Source organism: Corynebacterium xerosis NBRC 16721 = ATCC 373 (assembly GCF_001552415.1).
Lineage (GTDB): Bacteria > Actinomycetota > Actinomycetes > Mycobacteriales > Mycobacteriaceae > Corynebacterium > Corynebacterium xerosis.
Genome location: NZ_BCRD01000005.1, coordinates 194,938 through 212,618, shown reverse-complemented (window position 1 = coordinate 212,618; position 17,681 = coordinate 194,938). Strand labels below are relative to the sequence as shown.

Here is a 17,681-nt window from a genome sequence, read left to right as displayed (position 1 = left end):
GATTCAGGCCAGCGCCTTGCTCGGATTGAGCAGGCCCTTCGGGTCCAGCGCCGCCTTGATCGCCCGCTGGACGTCCACGCCGACGTCGCCGAGTTCCTCGGCCAGGAACCGCCGCTTGAGAGTGCCGACGCCGTGCTCGCCGGTCAACGTCCCGCCGACGCGCAGCGCCTCGCGGAAGATCTCGCCGGCGGATTCCCACACGACGCCGGGCACGTCGGCCGGCGTAGCGCCGTCGTAGATGAACACGGGGTGGAGGTTGCCATCGCCGGCGTGGGCGACCGTGCAGATGGTCAGGTCCTTCTCCGCGGCGAGGCGGTCGATGAACCGCATCATGTGCGCCAGCCGCGACCGCGGCACGCACACGTCCTCGGTCAACGCGTGGCCCAGGCGTTCCTTGGCGGGATACGCCAGGCGGCGGATGGCGATGAGCTGTTCACCCTCGGCGGGGTTCGCCGACACCGCGACGTCGTCGGCGCCGCCCGCCCGGAACGCCTCCGCGATCAGCTCGGCCCGGGCCGCCGCATCCGGCCCCGTGACCTGGGACAGCACCATCCCGCCGGAGGATGCGAAGTCGGTGCCCTTCCAGTCGTCGATGGACTGCAGGGTGCGGCGGTCCATGAATTCCATCAGCTCCGGGTCCGCGCCCAGGCGCATGGCCGCCGACACCGCGCCGAGGGCGGCGTCGGCCGTGGGGAAGGGGGCCAGCAGGGTGACCGGGTCGCCGGCGGGGCGGGGGACCAGCGCCACGGTCGCCTCGGTGATCACCCCGAGCGTGCCTTCGGAGCCGCAGAACAGGCCGGCCATATCCAGCCCGGACACGCCCTTGACGGTGTCGTGGCCGGTGCGCAGCACGCGCCCGTCGGCGAGCACCACGGTCAGGGATCGCACCGAGTTGCGGGTCACTCCGTACTTGACGCAGCGCAGCCCGCCGGCGTTGGTGGCGATGTTGCCGCCGATCGTCGAGATGTCCATGCTCGACGGGTCCGGCGCGTACATCAGCCCGTGGGGCTTCGCGGCGCGGTCCAGATCCCCGTTGATCACGCCGGCCTCCACGCGCGCGACGAAATCGTCGGGTTCGATGGACAGGATCCGGTTCATCTTCGCCAGCGACAGGACCAGGCAGCCGGGCGTCGCGGTGGCCCCACCGGACAGGCCGGTCCCGGCTCCTCGCGTGACGACGGGCACGTCGTGGGCGTGGGCCCACGCCATCGCGCGGGCGACGTCGTCGGTGGAGCGGGCCGAAACGACGGCCAGGGGAGCCCCTGCGGCGAGCACGTCGGTGCGGTCGCGAGAGTAGGTGGCGGCGACGTCGGCGTCGACTATCACGGTGCCGTCGGGCAGCGAATCGGTGAGTTCCTGGATTGCGGGCGATGCCATGAGGCCACTGTATTGCGGCCGCCGCACCCGGGCACCGTGCCCCGGGGTGGGCCGGATGCGGGAGAACCTGCAAGACTGGTTGCCATGACGGTTACGCAATGGATCATTCTCGCCGCGGTTGTCGTGGTGCTGCTGCTGGTGATTCTGCTGTTGGTGGGTCTGGCCCGCCGCAAGAAGAACACCATCTCGTTCGAGGAGAAGAAGGCCCCGGAGGAGTTGACCCAGGCGGAGAAGTCGGGCAACTACCAGGCCACGGGCGGATTCAACTTCGCCCCGGCCGCCCCGGCCCCGACGAAGAAGCCGGAGAAGCAGCCCGACCTGCTGCCCGGCCAGGAGCTGGGCGCCACGCCGCCCGCCCCGCCCGCGCCGCCCGTGCCGCCCGCGCCCGTGGCGGAGCCCGAACCGGAGGTGGAGCCCCAGCCCCAGCCGGAGCCGGAGCCCGAGCCGGCGCCGGAGCCGGAGCCGGTCGAAACCGAGATCATCGAGCTGGACCCCGAAGCCCCCGCCGAACCCGAAACCCCCGTCGAGTCCGTCGAGGCCGTCGAGGACATGGAGGCCCCCGAGGTTCCGGAGGAGCTCGCCGACGAGCCGGCGCTGCCCGAGGTCGAGGATCTCGATGAGCCGGCGCCCGACGTGGTCCCGCCCGCCGATCTCGCACCGGAGCCGGTGGCGGAGGCTCCCGAAGACACCGACGCCGACGCCGGCGTCGTCCGCGAGCCGGTCGCCGAGACCGCGACGGTCGATGATCGCCCCGCCGAGGTCGACGACGTCGCCACCGAGGCCGTTGCCCCGGTCGTGCCGGAGCAGAAGCTCGACGACATCGATCCGGCCGACGGCCGCATTTCCCGCCTGCGCGGCCGACTGTCCCGGTCGCAGAACGCCATCGGCCAGTCGGTGCTGGGCATTCTCGGCGCTGGCGACCTCGACGAGGACGCGTGGGAGGAGATCGAGGACACGCTGATCATGGCGGACCTCGGTACTGCGGCGACGATGAACGTCGTCGAGAAGCTGCGCGAGCGCATCGCCTCCCGGGGCGTTTCCTCGGAGGCCCAGGCGCGCGCCCTGCTGCGCGAGGTGCTCATCGAGGAGTGCGGACCGGAGATGGACCGTTCCATCCGCGCGCTGCCGCACGAGGGCAAGCCGGCCGTGGTGCTCGTCGTCGGCGTCAACGGCACCGGCAAGACCACCACCACCGGCAAGCTCGCCCGCGTGCTCGTGGCCCAGGGCCATGACGTGCTGCTCGGCGCGGCCGACACGTTCCGCGCCGCCGCCGCCGACCAGTTGGAGACCTGGGGCCGCCGCGTCGGCGCCACCACCGTCCGCGGCCCCGAGGGCGCCGACCCGGCCTCCATCGCCTTCGACGCGGTGGCCAAGGGCATCGACGCCGGATCCGACGTGGTGCTCATCGACACCGCCGGCCGCCTGCACACCAAGACCGGCCTGATGGATCAGCTGGGCAAGGTCAAGCGCGTCGTGGAGAAGAAGGCCGCCGTCGACGAGGTCCTGCTCGTGCTCGACGCCACCGTCGGGCAGAACGGCCTGATCCAGGCCCGCACGTTCCGCGACGTCGTCGACATCACCGGCGTCGTGCTGACCAAGCTCGACGGCACCGCCAAGGGCGGCATCGTCTTCCAGGTCCAGCGCGAGCTGGGGGTGCCGGTCAAGCTCGTCGGCCTCGGCGAAGGCGCGGACCACCTCGCCCCGTTCGAACCCGAGGGCTTCGTCGACGCGCTCCTGGGCTGATCCCGGGCGCGGAGCTCCGGTAACCCCCCGGAAACAAGCGCAACGCCGGCGAAACACCAACCCGCCGAATGGTGACGGAAACGTAACCGTTCGGCGGGTTTCGCCGTAACAGCACCCCCCGATACTCATGTGCGTCCCATTGAGAACACAGGAAAATAGGAGACGCGATGACCCCCGATGAGGTTGTGCTGAACTCCGGCAACGCGGCGTGGATGCTCATTTCCGCGTCGCTGGTGCTGCTGATGACCCCCGCGCTGGCGCTGTTCTACGGCGGAATGACCGGCCGCCGCGCCGTACTGAACATGATGATGATGTCCTTCGGCGCCCTCGGCGTCGTCACCGTCGTCTACGTGCTGTGGGGCTGGTCGATGTCCTACGGTTCCAACTCTTTCGCGGGCATCTTCGCGGATCCCTTCGAGCAGTTCGGCCTCTCCGGCCAGATCACCGATGACGCCGGCAATTACGTCGCCGGGGCCTCCGGGTACGCCAACATCATCGACGTCGGTTTCCAGCTGACGTTCGCGGTGATCTCCACGGCGCTGATCTCCGGTGCGCTGGCCGGACGCGTGAAGTTCGGCACCTGGATGGTCTTCACCGGCCTGTGGGCGACCTTCGCGTACTTCCCGATGGCGCACATGGTCTGGGGCGGTGGCCTGCTCAGCCACTCCGCCGACTCCCTGTCCGCCATGCTCTTCGGCACCGTGACCGAAGCCGGCGAGACCGTCGCGGCCATCGCGCCGATCGACTTCGCCGGCGGCACGGTGGTCCACATCAACGCCGGAATGGCCGCACTGGTCCTGGCCCTGGTCATCGGCCGCGGCCACGGTTTCATGCGTGAGGCGCACCGCCCGCACAACCTCCCGCTGGTCATGCTCGGCGCGGCGCTGCTGTGGTTCGGCTGGTTCGGCTTCAACGGCGGTTCCGCCTTCGCCGCCGACGGCATGGCGGGCCTGGCGTGGGTCAACACCACCGCCGCCACCGCGGCCGCGATGCTCGGCTGGCTCGCCGTCGAGCGCCTGCGCTACGGCCACGCCACCTCGCTCGGCGCCGCCTCCGGCATCGTCGCCGGCCTGGTCGCCGTCACCCCGGCAGCCGGTGCGCTGACTCCGGTCACCTCGCTGATCCTCGGCGTCGTCGGCGGCGCCCTGGCCTGCCTGGGCGTGTCCCTGAAGTACCGCTTCGGATTCGACGACTCCCTCGACGTCGTCGGCGTCCACCTCGTCGCCGGCCTGTGGGGCACCGTGGGCGTCGGCCTGCTGGCCTCCGGCGACGGCCTGCTCACCGGCGGCGGCCTCGACGGCCTGAAGCTCTTCGCCATCCAGATCATCATCGCCGTCGTCGCCATGATCTTCTCCGGCCTGGTCACCTGGATCCTGGCCATGGGCCTGAAGTCCGCGATGGGCTGGCGCATCGACGAAACCGAGGAGCGCGCCGGCGTCGACAACGCCGAGCACCGCGAAACCGCCTACGACAGCTCCGGCGGCATCCCGGTCATCGTCCGGGGCTGAGACCCCCACGTCCACGAACCGCAACACCGCAGCGAGGAAAGCGAGAGCCCACGATCATGAAGCTCATCACCGCCATCATCAAGCCCACCACCCTGGAAAGCGTCCGGGCGGCCCTCGAGGAATCGGGGGTATCGGGCCTGACCGTCTCCGAGGTCCGCGGCTTCGGCCGGCAGCAGGGCCACACCGAGGTCTACCGAGGCGCCGAATACGCCGTGGCCTTCGTCGAAAAGCTCCGGCTCGACGTCGTGGTCCCCGACGACATGGCCGAATCCACCCTGTCCGTCATCGCCGACGCCGCCCGCACCGGCACCATCGGCGACGGCAAGGCCTGGGCCACCGAAGTCACCGACGCCGTGCGCGTGCGCACCGGCGAAGTGGGCGACGCGGCCCTGCGCTGACCGCCCCGGCGGTTGGCGTGCCGGGCGGGGGCGCCGGGTATGGTGGTGAAGCTACATCCATGACATCGACACCATCAGGGAGATCGACCACCCGTGTTTGAATCACTCTCCGAACGGCTCACAGGGGCGCTGAAGGATCTTCGCGGCAAGGGACGTCTGTCCGAGGCGGACATCAACGCCACCGCCCGCGAGATCCGCCTCGCCCTTCTGGAGGCGGACGTCTCCCTGCCCGTGGTGCGCGCCTTCATCAAGCGCATCAAGGAGCGCGCCGCCGGCGCGGAGGTGTCGCAGGCGCTGAACCCGGCGCAACAGGTCGTCAAGATCGTCAACGAGGAGCTCGTGCAGATCCTCGGCGGCGACACGCAGCGCCTGCGCCTGGCCAAGAACCCGCCGACGGTGATCATGCTCGCCGGCCTGCAGGGCGCCGGCAAGACCACCCTGGCCGGCAAGCTGGCCAGCCACCTGGCCAAGCAGGGCCACACCCCGATGCTGGTGGCGTGCGACCTGCAGCGCCCGGGCGCCGTGCAGCAGCTGGAGATCGTCGGCCAGCGCGCCGGCGTGCCCACGTTCGCGCCGGACCCCGGCACGTCGATGGACTCCTACGAGCACGAGATGGGCACCTCCCACGGCGACCCCGTGGCCGTGGCCCAGGCCGGCATCGAGGAAGCCAAGCGCACCCAGCACGACGTCGTCATCGTGGACACCGCCGGCCGTCTCGGCATCGACGAGACGCTGATGACGCAGGCGCGCGACATCCGCGACGCCGTCAACCCCGACGAGGTCCTGTTCGTCATCGACGCGATGATCGGCCAGGACGCCGTCGTCACCGCCGAGGCCTTCCGCGACGGCGTCGATTTCACCGGCGTGGTGCTGACCAAGCTCGATGGCGACGCCCGCGGCGGCGCCGCCCTGTCGATCCGCGAGGTCACCGGCAAGCCGATCATGTTCGCGTCGACGGGCGAGAAGCTGGAGGACTTCGACGTCTTCCACCCGGAGCGCATGGCCAGCCGCATCCTGGGAATGGGCGACATGCTCAGCCTGATCGAGCAGGCCGAGCAGGTCTTCGATCAGTCCGAGGCGGAGAAGACCGCCGCCAAGATGGGTTCCGGCGAGCTGACGCTGGAGGACTTCCTCGAGCAGATGCTCATGGTCCGCAAGATGGGCCCGATCGGCAACATCCTGAAGATGCTGCCCGGCGGCGCGCAGATGTCCGAAATGGCCGACATGGTCGACGAGAAGCACCTCGACCGCATGCAGGCGATCATCCGCGGCATGACCCCGGCCGAGCGCAACGACCCGAAGATCCTCAACGCGTCGCGCCGCAAGCGCATCGCCGCCGGTTCGGGCGTCGCGGTCAGCGAGGTAAACCAGCTGGTGGACCGCTTCTTCGAGGCCCGCAAGATGATGGCCCAGATGGCCGGCAAGTTCGGCATGCCCGGCGGCCGCCCGTCGAACCGCAAGAACAAGAAGGGCCGCAAGGGCAAGAAGGGCAAGGGCCGCGGTCCGACGCCGCCGAAGTCGATGCGCCAGGGCGGGATGCCCGGCATGCCGGGAATGCCCGGGATGCCGGGGATGCCGGGCATGGGCGGCGGCATGCCGGACATGTCGGAGCTGCAGAAGCAGATGAAGGGCAAGATGCCCCCGGGCATGGAGGGCATCGACCTGGACAACCTGGACTTCGGGCAGGGCGGCAAGGGCCGCTAGGTTTTCCCGGGAAAGACCCCGCTTGACGACGGGCCGGCCACGATCGTGGCCGGCCCGTTCTTCGTTTGCGCCGCTCAGTCCCTTTCGAGTTCCCGGAGGATCGGCTCGAGTTCCAGCGCAAGCATGGGCTGGAGGGTGTCGGCATAGGCGACGGACAGGTGGTTGGAGTCGCGGTAGACGATGATGTTGCCGACGACGGCGGGGCAGTGGCCGCCGTCGCAGATGAAGTCGTTGAGGTCGATGGACCAGGCGCGGTCGAAGGATTCCAGAAGGCGGGCGGCGGGGTCGACTGGGGCGAGCGCCTCGGAGCGGCGGGTGCCGCACTCTTCGGGCGTGCCACCGGAGGCGAGGCAGGCGGGGATGTTGCGCTGATCGGCGGGCCCGTCGAGGTGCCACGGGTTGTCGCGGATGCCCACGAAGGGCACGCCGGCGCGGTCGATGGCCCGCATGGCCGCGGCCGCGCCGGGGGAGACCTCGTCGACGCCTTCGCCCCAGCCGCCGCCGGGGCGCGTCGAGTTGGAGATGACCAGGTCCGGCTGCTCTGCGGCGATGCGGTCGAGCAGCCGGTCGCTCCATTCGGCGCAGTCGGGGTCCGACGTGTCCGCGTCGGGCCCGGTGGTGACCACGCAGCCCTGGCGGATGAAGGGGATCAGCCGCCACCCGTTGTCGCGGGCGATGCGGTCGAGCAGGTTGCCCCACTGCTCGGAGTGGGAGCTGCCGATCAGGTACATGGTCTTCGCCCCGTCGGGGTCGCCGTAAACGCACGGCTCGCCTTCCCGCGGGCCGCCGAGCCGGACGTCGCGGAAGACGTCCCCGGGTTCGCCCGTGTAGGTCATGCAGCCTTCGTCGCCGATCTTCGGGTAGATCTCGCCGATGAGGTCGGCGGACGGCGCGGGGTCGACGTCCTCGGGGACGTGGGCTCCGTCGTAAAGCGCCCGCGCGCCCGGGTACGCGACCGGGTCGAAGGACCATTCGGACGCCGCCGCGAGGCGGTTGGCGTGCTCCTGGCCGGCCAGCAGCATGGTCACCGCCGCCGCGGCCAGCACGACGCCGCCGAAGGCCCGGCCGCGGGCGGCGGGCGCCTTCAACGACCGCAGGGCCGAGCGGACGGGGCGGGCGTCGCGGCGGGGCCGCTTGCCGCGCTGCATGAGGGGCTTTTCGACGAGGGCGTGCGTGGCCCAGGCCAGTCCGAGGGAGAGGGCGATGACCGCGACGCCGATGCCGACGTTGGGTTCCGACAAGTCCAGCGCGGACATGGCGATGATGAGCAACGGCCAGTGCCACAGGTACAGCGAATAGGCGACGTCGCCGAGCCAGCGCATGGGGCCCGACCCGAGGAACCGCGACACCGCGCCCGACCCGCCGGCGAGGATGACCAGGGCCGCGCCGCCCAGGGGCCACAGCGCCCAGGGGCCGGGGAAAGAGTCGGCGCCGTCGAGGAAGAACCCGGTGGACACGATCATGGCTACGCCGATGAGCGCCACGGCAGACGACAGTGCCGAGGGAAGACGCGTGCGATCGGTTCGGGCGGAGAGACGGGCGCGTGTCCGCGCGACGAACAATGCCAGGAGCGCGCCCAGCGTCAGTTCCCACATGCGGGTGGCGGTGGAGTAGTAGTTGAGGGCCTGGTCCTCGGCGTGGAGCACCAGCGCCCACCAGAAGGACGCCGCCGTGGCGGCGACGAGGATGGGCAGCATCACCGCGGCGGTCGACGGGGCCCGCCGCCCGGTTGCCGCGATGCGCCGCACCACGAATCCCACGGCCGAGACGATGAGGATGCCCAGCAGATAGAACTGCCCCTGCACCGACATCGACCACAGGTGCTGCAGCGGCGAGACCTGGTTGGAGGCCGCGGCATAGTCGGCGCCCTGCTCGGCCAGTTCGACGTTCTGGAAGTACAGCAGCGAGGCGGTCAACTGCGAGGCGGTTTCGCCGTTGCGCAGCCCCGGGGCCAGGGCCAGCACCGCGACGGTGGTGGCCGCCAGCACCAGGATCAGCGACGGCAGCAGGCGCCGGGCGGTGCGCCACAGCGACCACCACGGGTTGATGGACTGCTCGGGTCGATCGGCATTGCGGATCTGCGAGCCGAGGAAGAAAAAGCCCGACAGCAGCAGGAAGACGTCCACGCCGCCGGAGACCCGGCCGTCGAACACGTGGAAGGCCACGACCAAGGCGATGGCCAGGCCGCGCAGCCCGTCGAGATCGTGCCGGTATCCGCCGGTCATGCGCGACCGCCTTCGAGGCCGTCCAGGAACGGGATCATGCGGCGCTTCATCTCCTCCGACAGGGACGCGGCGAATTGGTCCGACAGGTGGTTGTCGTCGCGGTAGACGTAGATGTTGCCGATGACGGCCGGGCACACGTCCTCGCGGCAGATGACGTCCGAGAAGTCGAGGCTCAGCGTGTTCGGCCACTGCGCCAGGATGCCGTCGGCCGGATTGGCGGGGGACAGCACCCGGTCGCGGCGGGGGCCGCAATCGACGGGGTCGCCGCCGGTGGCCACGCAATCGGTGGCGTTGTAGGGGTCGCCGTTTTCGTCGACGAGCCACGGGGTGTCGCGGATGGCCACGACGGGAATGCCGATGTCGGCCAGGGCGGCCCAGTACTCGACGTACCCGTCCGGGGTGTAGTCGGTGTTCTCGAAGCCGGGGCGGCTGGACGTGGTCACCACGACGTCCGGCGGGTCGTCGGCGAAGTGGTCGAGGACGGCGGCGGACCATTCGGCGCACAGGTCGTTCATGTCCCACACCGAGTCCAGGAACGTGGCGCAGCCGGGCCGCAGGATGACCTCCAGGCGGTATCCGGCGGCAATCGCGACCTGTTCGAGCGGGGAGAACCACTGCTCGGAGTGTGATCCGCCGACCAGGACGATCGAGCGGTCGGCGTCGACGTCGCCGTAGACGCAGGGGGAGTCGTCGGTGTGGCGCTTGGTGGTCGCCACGAGATCGGGGTCGTCGCCGCGCACGGACAGGCAGCCCTCCTGCGCGGGCAGCGGCCACATGTTGTTGATCAGGTCCTGGCTCGGGCGCGGCGGCACTCCGGCGGGCACGTCGGCGCCGTCGGTGACGGCCCTGGCGCCGGGGTACGCCACCGGGTCGAGCGGGGTCTCGCGGGCCACGGCGATGCGGTGCTGCTGGACCGGGGAGGCGGTGATCATCAGGACCGCGACGGTGGCCAGCGCCAGCCCCGCAGCCGCGCGGCGGCGTGTGGCGCGCGAGGTGCGCAGCGCATCGGCGGCCCCGTGCAGGGGGCGGTCGCCGACCGCCGGGCGACGTCCCTTTTGCATGAGGGGCTTTTCGACGAAACGGTGCGTAAGCCAGGCCAGTACCAGTGAAACGGCGACGACGGCAACGCCGAGCTTCTTCCCCGGGGCATTCGCGCCGATGGCCAGCATCCCCAGGATCAGCAGCGGCCAGTGCCAGAGGTAAAGGGCGTAGGCGACGTCGCCGAGCCACTTCATCGGAGCGGAGGCGAGCAGCCGCGACGTGACGCCGGCGCCCCCGCCGAGGACCACGAGTGCGGCACCGAGCAGCGGCCACAGCGCCCAGGGGCCGGGGAAGAGGCCGGCACCGTCGAGGAAGAACCCGGTCGAGACGATCATCGCGACGCCCACCGGCGGCAACCACGGCTTCACGCGATCGGGCAGGGAAACGCCGGCGGCCGCGTAGATGAGCAGCCCGCCCGCGGTGATCTCCCAGATGCGAGACCACGTGGAGTAGTAGTTCAGGCCCTGCGAACCGCCGTGCAGCCACGTCGCGTAGGCGAAGGAGGCGACGGTGGCCACCAGCAGGATCGGCAGCATGATGGCGCGCACCGACCCTCCTGCGACCCCCGTGCCCCGGGTACCGCGCCGCACCAGGAAGGCGATGGCGGAGACGAGCAGGATGCCGCCGACGTAGAACTGGCCCTGGACGGACATCGACCACAGGTGCTGCAGCGGGGAGACCGTCGAACCTGCGACCGCGTAGTCCTGGACCTGGTTGGCCAGCGCCAGATTCTGCCGGTAGAGAACCGAGGCGGTGAGCTGAGCGGCCATGGACGGCGATTGCAGCTGGGGGAACCATGCGAGGGCCGCGGCCGTCGTCGCGCCCAACACCACCAGCAACGCGGGCAAGAGCCGCCTGGCCGTGCGCCACAGCGAATGCAGGGGGTTGATCGATTGCCCGGGCCGGTCGGCGTTGCGGATCTGCGAGCCGAGGAAGAAAAAGCCCGACAACAGCAGGAACACGTCGACGCCGCCGGAGACCGAACCGCCGAAAACGTGGAAGAGCACCACCAGCGCGATCGCCAAACCGCGCAGTCCGTCGAGATCATGACGGTAGGCGCGGGCGGAGGCGGGCGTGTGCAGTGGGCACCTCGGGGGTCGTGGCGCGGCGGGGAGCACCGGCGCGAGCGGGCGTTCGGGACGCCGGTCAGAATAACAATTCGGTTTCGGTTCGGCGGCACCAGTGCGCGTGGAGTGCAATCTCGCGGGCCGTGTCCGGGCCGTGTCCGGGCCGTGTTTTGGGCAGCGGGGCGGGCGCTGGTATCGTTTCCGGGGTTGTCCGCGCGCCGCGTGGGCGACGCTGCGGTTCGTCGGACCCGACCACGGTCGACCGATGGTCACCCGCAGATCAAACCAAGGGCAAAACCGGCCCCCGCCAGCGTTGCGGGGGTGTCACAAGAATTGCCCCGTGACCGAGAGGAAGACGCCACATGGCCGTCAAGATCAAGCTCCAGCGCATCGGCAAGATCCGCACCCCGCACTACCGCGTCGTCATCGCCGACGCCCGCACCCGTCGTTCGGGCCGCGTCATCGAGAACATCGGCACCTACGAGCCGAAGTCCGAGCCGTCCGTCATCAAGATCGACTCCGACCGCGCGCAGCACTGGCTGTCCGTCGGCGCGCAGCCGACCGAGCCCGTCCTGGCCCTGCTGAAGGTCACCGGCGACTGGCAGAAGTTTAAGGGCATCGAGGGCGCCGAGGGCACCCTGAAGGTGGCCGAGGAGAAGCCGTCGAAGCTGGACCTGTTCAACCAGGCTCTGGCCGAGGCCAACGAGGGCCCGTCCGCCGAGGCCATCACCGAGAAGCGCCGCGCCGCCAAGGAGGCCGCCGAGGCCAAGGCCGCGAAGGAGGCCGAGGAGGCCAAGGCCGCCGAGGCCAAGGAGGCCGCCGCTTCCGAGGAGGCTCCGGCCGAGGAGTCCGCCGAGTAATTTCGGCTCTTCGCTTTACGACGACGCCGTCGCCCGCGCAGGGCGGCGGCGTTTTCGCATGTCCGGGGCACCGTGTGGCCGGGGTAAGGTGTGCCGCATGGCAACAATCGAATTTCGCGGGGTCGGCGCCGCCCACGGACCACGGACCCTCTTCGCGGATCTCGACCTGGTGCTGGCGCCGGGCGACGTCGCGGGGCTGACCGGACCCAACGGGGCCGGCAAATCGACGCTGCTGTCGGCGGCCGCCGGAGCCCCCGCCGCCGAGATGTCCGGCACGATCTTCACCTCTCCGCCCGATGCCACCGTGGGGCTGCTGGAGCAGGAGGTCGAGCGCCGGGACGAGACCGTCGCGGAGTTCGTCGCGCGCCGCACGGGCGTCACCGCCGTCGCCGAGCGCATGGACGCGCTGGCGGAGGCGATGGCCGACGACCCGGCCGCGGCGGATGAATACTCGCTGGCGCTGGAGCGGTGGCTGGCGCTCGGCGGCGCGGACCTCGATGAGCGCCTGCCGCGCACCGTCGCCGATCTGGGCCTGGACGACGCAATCGTCGGCGCGTCGATGCGTTCCCTGTCCGGTGGCCAGGCCGCCCGCGCGAACCTGGCGGTGATCCTGCTGGCCGGCCACGACATTCTGCTGCTCGATGAGCCGACCAACGATCTCGACCTCGACGGCATCGCGCGCCTGGAGGCGTTCATCGCCGCCGAGCGACGGCCGATGCTCATCGTCAGCCACGATCGCGAGTTCCTGGCCCGCACCATCACGCGGATGGTGGAGCTCGATGCGGCGCAACGCCAGATCGTCGTGTTCGACGGGGGTTACGAGGCCTTCCTCGCCGAGCGGGAACTGCGCCGCCGCCGCGCGCGGGAGGCCTACGAGGAGTACGCCGGCGACGTCGACAAGCTCAAGGGCCGTCTGCAGACCCAGAAGACGTGGCTGGACAAGGGCACCCGCAATGCGATGAGGGCCCACGGCGGAAAGAACCCGGAGAAGGACAAGCACATCCGCCATCGCGCGGGCCAGCGCTCGGAGAAGCAGGCGGGGAAGATCTCGCAGACCGAGCGCGCCATCGAACGGCTCGACGTCGTCGAGGAGCCCCGCAAGGAGTGGGAGCTGCGCATGTCCATCGCAGCGGCGCCGCGGTCGGGCACCGTGGTGGCGACGCTGCGCGACGCGGCGGTGCGCTACGCCGGTTACGTGCTGGGGCCCGTTTCGCTGCAGATCAACCAGGGTGACCGCGTGCTCGTCGAGGGCCCCAACGGCTCCGGCAAGTCGACGCTGCTGTCCCTGCTCGTCGGGGAGCGGGCGCCCGACGAGGGGGAGGCGTCGACGGGGTCGGGCGTGATCGTCGGCCGCGTCGATCAGGCCCGCGAGCTGTTCGACGGCCCCGACCTCCTCGTCGACCGCTTCGCCGCCGAAATGCCCGAGTGGCCGGACGCGGAGGTGCGGACGCTCCTGGCGAAGTTCGGGCTGACCGGCGAGCACGTCGGGCGCCCCTGCGATTCGCTGTCGCCCGGCGAGCGCACCCGCGCGGCGCTGGCGCTGCTGCAGGCCCGCGGCACCAACACCCTGGTGCTCGACGAGCCGACCAACCACCTGGACCTGCCGGCGATCGAGCAGCTGGAGCAGGCGGTCGAGTCCTTCGACGGCACCGTGCTGCTGGTCACCCACGACCGGCGGATGCGCGACGCCTTCCGCGCGACGAGGACCGTGTCAGTCGACGGCGGGCGCGTGACCGACCGCTGACGCGACTGCGGCGGCCGGCGCGATAGTCTGGGGCGCGTGAGCCAGAAGAATTCGGGAAACAAGACCGGCGGCGGCGATGGCGCCGACCTGGTGCAGATCGGGCGCGTCATCAAGCCCCACGGTGTGCGCGGCGAGGTCGTCGTCGACGCCACCACCGACGACCCGGCGGGCCGTTTCGCCGTGGGGACGCCGCTCGTCGGCAAGCAATCCGGCCGCGAACGCGACCTGACCGTGAAGTCGATGCGCCCGCACCAGGGCCGCCTGCTGGTGTTCTTCGAGGAGGTCCCGGACCGCAACGACGCCGAGACGCTGCGCGGCATGCGCTTCTTCGCCCCGCCGGTGTTCGACGACGCCGACGACGCCCACTACGACCACGAGCTCATCGGCCTGCGCGTGCTCAACGTCGGCGCGGTCGACGAGGACACCGCCAACGCCCGCGCCTACGAGGGCGCGCTGCCGGAGCCGGAGGACATCGGCGAGGTCGCCGGGGTCATCCGCAACCCCTCGCAGCGCCTGCTGCGGGTCACCCTCGACGGGGACGGGGACGACGGCCGGGAGATCCTGGTGCCCTACGTCCACGCGCTGGTGCCCATCGTCGACGTCGACAACGGCGCGATCGTGATCACCCCGCCGGACGGGCTGCTGGAGCTGTGAGCGGCATGCGCCTCGACGTGGTCACCATCTTCCCGGACTACCTCGACCCGCTGCGCCACGCGTTGCTGGGCAAGGCCATCGAGAAGGGGATCCTCGAAGTCGGCGTCCACGACCTGCGCCAGTGGGCCACCGGCGTCCACCAGGCGGTCGATGATTCGCCCTACGGCGGCGGCCCCGGCATGGTGATGAAGCCCGACGTCTGGGGCCCCGCCCTCGACGACGTCGCCGCCGGCACGGGCCCCGCCGCCCGCGCCGCCGCCCTCGACAGCGCGGTGCCGCACCGTGGCCAGGCGCGCCACGACGAATTGGCCGGCCTGCCGGCGGAGTCGTCGTACGCGGACGTGGCGCCGGATGGGGAAGCGGCCGGCGACGTCGCAAAGCCTCTGCTCGTCGTGCCCACCCCGGCCGGCGCGCCCTTCACCCAGGACATGGCGCGGCGCTGGTCGCACGAGAGCCACATCGTCTTCGCCTGCGGCCGCTACGAAGGCATCGACCAGCGCGTCGTCGAGGACGCCGCCGAGCGTTACCGGGTCGAGGAGGTCTCCATCGGCGATTACGTGCTCATCGGCGGCGAGGTTGCGGTGCTGGTGATGGCGGAGGCCGTCGTGCGGCTGGTGCCGGGCGTGCTGGGCAACCGCCGCAGCCACGAGGAGGACAGCTTCTCCGACGGCCTGCTCGAGGGCCCCGGCTACACCAAGCCCCGCGAGTGGCGCGGCCGCGAGGTCCCCGCCGCGCTGCTGTCCGGCAACCATGCGCGCATCGACCGGTGGCGGCGCGATCAGGCGCTGCTGCGCACTCAGGCGCGCCGTCCGGAGTTGTTGGAGGGCGTCGAGTTGTCCGCGCGGGACCGCAAGACGCTTGACGACGGGGTCAGCCCGGAGGAGTAGCGGCGGTTACGCGGAAGGGGCGGTCGAGAGCATGAGCAGGAAGACCGCGTCCTTGTGGTCGGCCTCGACGGAATGCATCGTGCCCTCGGGGACGTGGAGCACGCGGCCGGGCTTGAGATGGTAATCGCGGTCCTCGACGGTGAACTTCAGGCATCCTTCGACGACCTGGACCGTGATGGGATGGGGCGCGTGGTGATCGTCGAGGCGCTGGCCCTTGGCGAAGGTGAACACCACGATCGTCGCGCCATCGGCCGTGAGCACGCGCTCGGCGGCGGGGAACTCCCCGTCCTTCGCCGCGGGGGCGGCCGCGATGACGTCGATGAAGGTCTCGGGGGCGGGGGACGGGTCGTGGGTTGCGGCGGCGTCGGACATGGTGGTCTCCTCAAATCGGAATGTCCAACGCCACGATAGGCGCGATCCGGGGGCCGTGCTAGACACGTGTCCATGACCGAATATCAGACCATCGTCCGCGCGCTCCTCGACCCCGGCGCCATGCCCGCGTTCGGCGCCCGCCTCACCGCGGCCCTGGCCGGGCTGGGGCTGGAGCTGGTGAAGTTCCGCGCCGCCGTGCCGCTGTCGGGCGGCGAGACGGAGCCGGTGGAGGACGCCGCCGCCGAATCCCTCATGGACCGGTGGCTGTCCATGAATTCGCAGCCGCCGACGGTGGAGGTCCTGCACGCCATCGCCGTGACCACCCGGGGCCCGGAGGGGCTGGAGGACGAGGTGACCGAGGCGGTCGGTTCCTCCTTCGGCGAATCGACGCCGTGGGCGGGGGAGACGACCGTCGTCGAGGGTTTCGGGGAAGGCGGTCTCGCCGAATGAGCCGGGTGTCCATCGCCCGACCCATGCACGTCGTCGGCTGGGTCACCGCATTGGTGGCGCTGGCCTGGTTCGCCACCACGCAGACGGGCTCGGAAGTGGACCTGCGTTTCGCGGGGTGGGTGCGCGATCTACGGGCGGGCACGTTCAACGGCGACCTCGACGGGTTGTTCCTCGGCGTGACAGAGGTGTTCCGGCCCATTTTCGTCGCCCCGGCCGCCGCCATCGGGGCGTTGCTGCTGTGGCGGCGGTTGCGGGCCATGGCGCTGTTGGTGCCGTTGGCGTTCGCCACGTCCATCGCCATGACGTACGCGATGAAGTGGGTGCTCGACCGCGACCGTCCCGCCGGGGGCCTGCGCATCTCCGAGTTGCCGGCGCTACACGATGCCGCGTTCCCCTCCGCGCACGTCGCCGGGGTGACGGGCACCGGCATGGCCCTGGTGCAGGTGCTCGTGCCCATGGTTCGCCGGGGCATGGCGAAGGCGCTGCAATGGGCGGTGATCGCGCTCATCGGCGTCGTGGCGCTCAGCCGGGTGTGGGTCGGGGCCCATTGGCTGACCGACGTCGCCGGGGGATTGGCCGCCGGCATCGTCGGGCTGATCATCGCGCTGCTGGTGATGCGGTCGGCGCCGGTGCGCAGGATGATGGCCGGCGGCAGGAGGTTCTAGACGGGGTAGGACCGCTAACGCGCCAGATACGCCTGCGCCAGTGCCGCGCCGCGCGCGGCATCGTCGACGCTGATGAACAACGCCGAACCGGACGCCTTCTCGATGCGCAGGCCTTCACCGCCGCGCACCAGGATGGCGGTGCCCTTCCCTCCGAGGCGGTAACCCCAGCCTCCCCAATCCGCCGGTTTGAGCTCCACCGCGGACACGGAACGGATCGCGTCGAAACGGATGTGGCCGCGCGGGATTCCGGGGCCCAGCGACCAGCGCACGCCCGTGGCGTCGATGCGCACGCGGACGACGGCGAACATCCACGCCAGCAGCGCCATCAGCACGGTCGACGCACCCAAGGCGAAGGCCAGACCCGTGTCGCCGTCGCGAATGGCGAACACGGTAGGCACGGCGGTGACGGCGGCCGCGATCCCCAGGATCAGCACCAGCACCCAGGACGCGTGCCCGCGCCCGAACCACGCCGCGCGCGTCGACTCGGTCACCGCCACCGGGGCGGCGGCGGGCACGGTGTCCTCCGGCTCCACGGTGGGGCGGATGAACACCGCGACGAACAGCCCGATGATGCCGCATGCGACGAAGGCCGCGATGAAGCTGGGCACGGGCAGCGAGAAACCGCGGGCGTCGTAAAGCCCCAGCTGCGGGTGGGCGACGCTGACCAAAAGCAACGGAGGGTAGGCGATGGATCCGGCCCCGATGCCCGCGAAGATCTTGCCCGCGCGCATGGATGAGATCCCGGTCATGGTCATCGCGCCGAAGATCACGGCCACGGCGATGGCGGTGCCGGCGACCGACGCGATGAACGATCCGGGGGAGGCGAAGTCGTCCGCGGACATGTCGAGCCAGAAATGAGTGGCCATCGGGTCGGGCAGCTGCGGTTTCGCCCACAGTCCCCAGACGACCGCGGCGATGGTGACCGCCAGGGGGATCACGAGCATCGATGCGGTGAAGCGGAGACGGGCGGCGGTTCTGTCGGTCAT

At 70.8% G+C, this 17,681-nt stretch carries 15 protein-coding genes; 10 read left to right on the top strand and 5 right to left on the bottom strand.

From position 1 onward, the window contains the following. Window positions 1–3 precede the first annotated feature (3 nt). Window positions 4–1,377, bottom strand: coding sequence for an FAD-binding oxidoreductase (locus CX1_RS09720; RefSeq protein WP_046651033.1), 1,374 nt, complete (start codon window positions 1,375–1,377; stop codon window positions 4–6). Between the two features lie 84 nt (window positions 1,378–1,461). On the opposite strand from CX1_RS09720, the gene ftsY reads away from it, so the two are divergent. From ftsY to ffh, 4 genes are all read left to right on the top strand, one after another. Continuing rightward, entirely contained in the window at window positions 1,462–3,120 is a 1,659-nt protein-coding gene (gene ftsY / locus CX1_RS09715) for a signal recognition particle-docking protein FtsY (protein WP_046651031.1), read from the top strand. A gap of 167 nt (window positions 3,121–3,287) precedes the next feature. Further along, a complete protein-coding gene (locus CX1_RS09710) occupies window positions 3,288–4,628 on the top strand; it encodes an ammonium transporter (RefSeq protein ID WP_060925589.1) in 1,341 nt (446 codons plus the stop codon). A gap of 56 nt (window positions 4,629–4,684) precedes the next feature. Further along, the gene (locus CX1_RS09705) at window positions 4,685–5,026 is read left to right on the top strand and encodes a P-II family nitrogen regulator (RefSeq protein WP_060925588.1); all 342 of its coding nucleotides are present in this window, start codon (window positions 4,685–4,687) and stop codon (window positions 5,024–5,026) included. Between the two features lie 93 nt (window positions 5,027–5,119). Next, on the top strand, window positions 5,120–6,730 hold the full coding sequence (gene ffh / locus CX1_RS09700; RefSeq protein WP_046651030.1) for a signal recognition particle protein: 1,611 nt from the start codon (window positions 5,120–5,122) through the stop codon (window positions 6,728–6,730). 74 nt (window positions 6,731–6,804) lie between these two features. Here the strand turns inward: ffh and CX1_RS12690 are convergent, their stop codons facing one another. After that, entirely contained in the window at window positions 6,805–8,955 is a 2,151-nt protein-coding gene (locus tag CX1_RS12690) for an acyltransferase family protein (protein ID WP_060925587.1), read from the bottom strand. Continuing rightward, complete coding sequence (locus CX1_RS09690; RefSeq protein ID WP_060925586.1) at window positions 8,952–11,021, bottom strand: acyltransferase family protein; 2,070 nt, start codon at window positions 11,019–11,021, stop codon at window positions 8,952–8,954. The genes CX1_RS12690 and CX1_RS09690 overlap by 4 nt, the downstream gene beginning before the upstream one ends. 404 nt (window positions 11,022–11,425) lie before the next feature. On the opposite strand from CX1_RS09690, the gene rpsP reads away from it, so the two are divergent. The 4 genes from rpsP to trmD all read left to right on the top strand — a co-directional run bounded on the left by rpsP (window position 11,426) and on the right by trmD (window position 15,208). Further along, window positions 11,426–11,923, top strand: coding sequence for a 30S ribosomal protein S16 (gene rpsP, locus CX1_RS09685; RefSeq protein ID WP_046650130.1), 498 nt, complete (start codon window positions 11,426–11,428; stop codon window positions 11,921–11,923). 97 nt (window positions 11,924–12,020) lie between these two features. Beyond that, the gene (locus CX1_RS09680; protein WP_046650131.1) at window positions 12,021–13,667 is read left to right on the top strand and encodes an ABC-F family ATP-binding cassette domain-containing protein; all 1,647 of its coding nucleotides are present in this window, start codon (window positions 12,021–12,023) and stop codon (window positions 13,665–13,667) included. A gap of 87 nt (window positions 13,668–13,754) precedes the next feature. Continuing rightward, complete coding sequence (gene rimM, locus CX1_RS09675; protein ID WP_046650166.1) at window positions 13,755–14,321, top strand: ribosome maturation factor RimM; 567 nt, start codon at window positions 13,755–13,757, stop codon at window positions 14,319–14,321. Between the two features lie 5 nt (window positions 14,322–14,326). Further along, the gene (trmD, locus tag CX1_RS09670) at window positions 14,327–15,208 is read left to right on the top strand and encodes a tRNA (guanosine(37)-N1)-methyltransferase TrmD (RefSeq protein WP_046650167.1); all 882 of its coding nucleotides are present in this window, start codon (window positions 14,327–14,329) and stop codon (window positions 15,206–15,208) included. 6 nt (window positions 15,209–15,214) lie between these two features. On the opposite strand, the gene CX1_RS09665 is transcribed toward trmD, so the two are convergent. Next, window positions 15,215–15,580, bottom strand: a complete 366-nt coding sequence (locus CX1_RS09665) for a cupin domain-containing protein (protein ID WP_046650132.1) — start codon at window positions 15,578–15,580, stop codon at window positions 15,215–15,217. Between the two features lie 72 nt (window positions 15,581–15,652). Between CX1_RS09665 and CX1_RS09660 the strand changes: the two genes are divergently transcribed. Together CX1_RS09660 and CX1_RS09655 are read left to right on the top strand one after the other, a co-directional pair. Beyond that, the gene (locus CX1_RS09660; protein WP_060925585.1) at window positions 15,653–16,030 is read left to right on the top strand and encodes a hypothetical protein; all 378 of its coding nucleotides are present in this window, start codon (window positions 15,653–15,655) and stop codon (window positions 16,028–16,030) included. Continuing rightward, window positions 16,027–16,695, top strand: a complete 669-nt coding sequence (locus CX1_RS09655) for a phosphatase PAP2 family protein (RefSeq protein ID WP_046650134.1) — start codon at window positions 16,027–16,029, stop codon at window positions 16,693–16,695. Before CX1_RS09660 ends, CX1_RS09655 begins: the two co-directional genes overlap by 4 nt. Window positions 16,696–16,709: 14 nt before the next feature. Here the strand turns inward: CX1_RS09655 and CX1_RS09650 are convergent, their stop codons facing one another. Beyond that, complete coding sequence (locus CX1_RS09650; protein WP_046650135.1) at window positions 16,710–17,681, bottom strand: hypothetical protein; 972 nt, start codon at window positions 17,679–17,681, stop codon at window positions 16,710–16,712.

Coding starts and splice junctions, on each gene's coding strand:
- CX1_RS09720 (WP_046651033.1), bottom strand. CDS start 1,377: ATGGCATCGCCCGCAATCCAGGAACTCACCGATTCGCTGCCCGACGGC.
- ftsY (WP_046651031.1), top strand. CDS start 1,462: ATGACGGTTACGCAATGGATCATTCTCGCCGCGGTTGTCGTGGTGCTG.
- CX1_RS09710 (WP_060925589.1), top strand. CDS start 3,288: ATGACCCCCGATGAGGTTGTGCTGAACTCCGGCAACGCGGCGTGGATG.
- CX1_RS09705 (WP_060925588.1), top strand. CDS start 4,685: ATGAAGCTCATCACCGCCATCATCAAGCCCACCACCCTGGAAAGCGTC.
- CX1_RS12690 (WP_060925587.1), bottom strand. CDS start 8,955: ATGACCGGCGGATACCGGCACGATCTCGACGGGCTGCGCGGCCTGGCC.
- rpsP (WP_046650130.1), top strand. CDS start 11,426: ATGGCCGTCAAGATCAAGCTCCAGCGCATCGGCAAGATCCGCACCCCG.
- CX1_RS09680 (WP_046650131.1), top strand. CDS start 12,021: ATGGCAACAATCGAATTTCGCGGGGTCGGCGCCGCCCACGGACCACGG.
- trmD (WP_046650167.1), top strand. CDS start 14,327: ATGCGCCTCGACGTGGTCACCATCTTCCCGGACTACCTCGACCCGCTG.
- CX1_RS09665 (WP_046650132.1), bottom strand. CDS start 15,580: ATGTCCGACGCCGCCGCAACCCACGACCCGTCCCCCGCCCCCGAGACC.
- CX1_RS09660 (WP_060925585.1), top strand. CDS start 15,653: ATGACCGAATATCAGACCATCGTCCGCGCGCTCCTCGACCCCGGCGCC.
- CX1_RS09655 (WP_046650134.1), top strand. CDS start 16,027: ATGAGCCGGGTGTCCATCGCCCGACCCATGCACGTCGTCGGCTGGGTC.
- CX1_RS09650 (WP_046650135.1), bottom strand. CDS start 17,681: ATGACCGACAGAACCGCCGCCCGTCTCCGCTTCACCGCATCGATGCTC.